General features: G+C 71.3%; 2 protein-coding genes and 1 pseudogene. All 3 read left to right on the top strand.

The window, feature by feature from the left end; translation table 11 throughout:
• Nucleotides 1-436: pseudogene (locus G6027_RS14475) on the top strand (hypothetical protein); the annotation flags it as partial.
• 121 nt (nt 437-557) lie between these two features.
• A complete protein-coding gene (locus G6027_RS14470; RefSeq protein ID WP_182637783.1) occupies nt 558-1,880 on the top strand; it encodes a serine/threonine protein kinase in 1,323 nt (440 codons plus the stop codon).
• 71 nt (nt 1,881-1,951) lie between these two features.
• A complete protein-coding gene (locus G6027_RS19525; RefSeq protein ID WP_182637782.1) occupies nt 1,952-3,256 on the top strand; it encodes an FAD-binding oxidoreductase in 1,305 nt (434 codons plus the stop codon).
• Nucleotides 3,257-3,387: the final 131 nt, after the last annotated feature.

Raw genomic sequence — 3,387 nt, 5'->3', positions numbered from 1 at the left:
TCTCGCGCTGTCCGGCCCCGGATCCGACCCCCGCGGCGGCCCCACCGACGCACCTCGTGGACCGTTGCCGCCCCAGGCCTGGCAGGCCCCCGAGCGCGCGCCGGGCGAGTTGTTCGACGTCGAGGGGCGGTTCACCGTGATGTCCTCCCCGGGGGAGCCGGTCTCGGGCGACGGATCCGGCTGCGACCTGCCCGTCACCCTCTCGGACATCGGCGAGGGCACGCGGATCACGTTGTCCGAGGGCGTGTCGACCACCCTCGGCAGCACCATGCTCGCCTACGACGGGGGCGACCTCTCGTCCTGCACCTTCACCTTCGACTTCGGCGCGGTCCCCTCGGGGGCGCCCTTCTACCTGATCGAGATCCCCGGACGGGGGCAGCTCACCTACACCGAGGACGAGCTTCGCGCGGGAGTGGACATCACCCTCGGCCGGTGATGACCGGATCCGCCGCCTCTGCTCCAGGTCCCGTTGACCCGTTGACCCAGCGAACCGGGCTCCGTACACTCCCAAATGCCAACCGGACGCTTGTCCAGAAACGCTGTACCCGGGAGCCGCCGTGAACCGCCCGTCCGTCCTCGCCCGTGCCGCCGGCGCCCTCGCGCTCGCGGCGGTCACCGCCCTCGGAGGAGTGGTCGCCACGCCGACGGTCTCCGCCGCCACCGTCGAATCCCCCTACGTGAACCCGGCCGAGGGCCTACGCAATGTGCTGTGGGTGGGCAACAACTGGGAGGGCACCGCGGACGCCGTGCAGCCGGACGGCGACTACCACCGGATCGCGCGGATCAACATCATCCCGGACCGCAACGAGCGCCTGGTGGAGATCCACCGCGACCCCGCCCGCCTCGCCCTGTACTACGGCATCCGCCAGATGGTCGGCGAGGGCCACGACCAGTACGTGGACGACATGTACTCGACCAAGGACGGCCGGAACCTCATCGTGTCCCGGCCGAGCTTCGCCGACGTGGTCTCGATCGACATCGTCACGGGCGAGATCGCCTGGCGCTTCCCCGTCCAGGGTTTCCGTTCCGACCACATGGCGGTGAGCCCGGACGGGTCGCAGGTCGCCGTGAGTGCGTCGACCGCCAAGCTCGTCCACGTCCTGGACACCGCCACCGGCCGGGAGATCGGCACCTTCCCCTCGGGGGACAACGCCCACGAGAACGCCTACATCAAGGGCGGCACCCAGATCGTCAACGAGTCGATCGGCAACGTGTGGACCCCGCTCGACCAGCCGTGGGCCGACGTCACCAAGGGCGAGCGGGTGCTCCAGTTCGTCGACGCCGAGACCCTGCAGATCATCAAGCGCGTGGACCTGCGCGCCCGACTCGCCGAGGCCGGCCGTCCCGAGCTCAGCATCGGGGTGCGACCGATGACCTTCTCCCCGGACTACCGGTTCATGTACTTCCAAGTCTCGTTCTTCCACGGCTTCATCGAGTACGACATCGACGCTGACAAGATCACCCGCATCGTGGACCTGCCCATCACGCCCGCGGGAGACGTGCCGCGGGAGGCGCACCTGCTGGACTCCGGCCACCACGGCATCTCGATGAACCCCCAGGGCACCAAGATCTGCGTCGCGGGCACCATGAGCAACTACGCCACCGTGGTCGACCGGGAGACCCTGCAGCACGGGCCGCTGGTCTCGACCGGGCTCAAGTCGTACTGGGTGACCACCGACCTCACCGGGGACCACTGCTTCGTCTCCTGGGCCAAGAGCAACACGGTCAGCGTGCTGTCCTTCGAGACCGGCGAGGAGGTGGCCCAGATCCCCGTCGGGTACCACCCCCAGCGCATGCGGATCGGCGTGGCGCCGCAGGACTGGAGCGGCAACCCGGTGCCGCTCCCCGAGCCGGGAAACCCCCTGCCCGTGTTCTCCTGACCGCCGGGAGCGGCACCGGCGGCTATCCTGGGGCACCGGCAGACGCCGACGGCAGGTAGGGAGGCGCGGAGGTGGTCAGAATCCCAGGAGAGGACGCCGACGACGCCTTCTCCCGAGCCACGGACGTCGAGCGCCTCGTGTCGGACATCGACCTCGCGCCGTATCTCGGCCGGGCCGCCGACCCCACTGCCACGCCGCTGACCGACCCCGTCCCGGTCTCCACGGCCACTCCCCCGCTGCTGGCACTCCGCGACCTCCTCGCCGACCCGCGCTTCACCGGCCTGTTCGCCCGTGCCCTGCGGGAGGTCGACCCGGATTTCCGCGAACTGTTCCCCCGCGACGCCTCCGGGGTACTCGGCGAGTTCGTCCGCGCCATGTCGTGGGCGCTCGAGACCGTCGAGGACGCCCACGGGGACGAGGCCGAGGTCGCCCAGGTGGTGGAGTTCGCCCGCCACCTGGGGGCCGATCACCGCAAACTCGAACTCTCCCCCCGCCACCACCAGCGCTTCGGCGAGGCCCTCACCAGCACTCTCCGCCACCTGGCCGGCCGCGGCTGGGACGACCGGCTGGCCACCACGCTGGGCACCGCGTACCGGGCGCTGTCGACCGCTCTCCAGGAGGGCGCGGCCACCGGCCAGGGACCCGCGCGGGTCGGCGCGACCGTCGTCGAGGTCCTCCGGCCGACCCGCGACGTCGTGGTGGTCAGGCTGATCTCCGACGTCATGGTGGACTATCACCCGGGCCAGTACCTGAGCGTCTTGACCCCGTACACGCCGGGCGTGTGGCGCCGGCTCAGCCCGTCGATCCCGGCCAATCCGGCGGGTCAGATCGAGTTCCACGTCCGCGACGTCCCCGGTGGTGCGCTCAGCGGATCACTGGTCCGGGGCGTCGGGGTGGGCGACCGGTGGGTCCTGGCGAGGCCGCTCGGACTGCTCGAGGTGGACCGCACCGAACCCGTCCGGGACGTGCTGATGGTGGCCGGCGGCACCGGCATCGCCCCGCTGCGGTGCCTGTTGCTGGACATGATGCGCCACGGTTTCAACCCGCGCGTGCACCTGTTCTACGGCGCGCGTCACCCCGGCGACCTCTACGACCTGCCGACGCTCGTCGACCTGGCCGCCACCGCCCCGTGGCTCACCATCCAGCCGGTCTCCGAGCAGGACACCGACCCGTGGTGGGCCGGCGCGCGTCAGGAGCTGCCCCGCACACTGCACCGGCGTCAGACCGGGACGCTGGTGGACGCGGTGACCGGCTGGGGTTCGTGGGCGGATCGCCAGGTGCTGCTGTCCGGGTCACCGGAGATGCTGCGCGCCACCGTCCGCGGGATGGTCGCGGTCGGCACCCCGCGCGAGAACATCAGGTACGACCGGCCCTGACCCGCTGCCGGGCCGACTCGGGGATCAGGACTCCTCGACATCTCCTTCGGCGCGGTCGCCTGCGTCCTCTGCGGCGCCGTCGCCTGCGGCCGCACCCTCCTCGACCTCGCCGGCGCCCGGGTTCACCGGTG

The sequence above is a fragment of the Dietzia sp. SLG310A2-38A2 genome (genome assembly GCF_014145095.1).
Taxonomy (GTDB): Bacteria; Actinomycetota; Actinomycetes; order Mycobacteriales; family Mycobacteriaceae; genus Dietzia.
The sequence above is the reverse complement of the archived record's forward strand: the minus strand, read 5'-3'. Positions and strand labels throughout refer to the sequence as shown.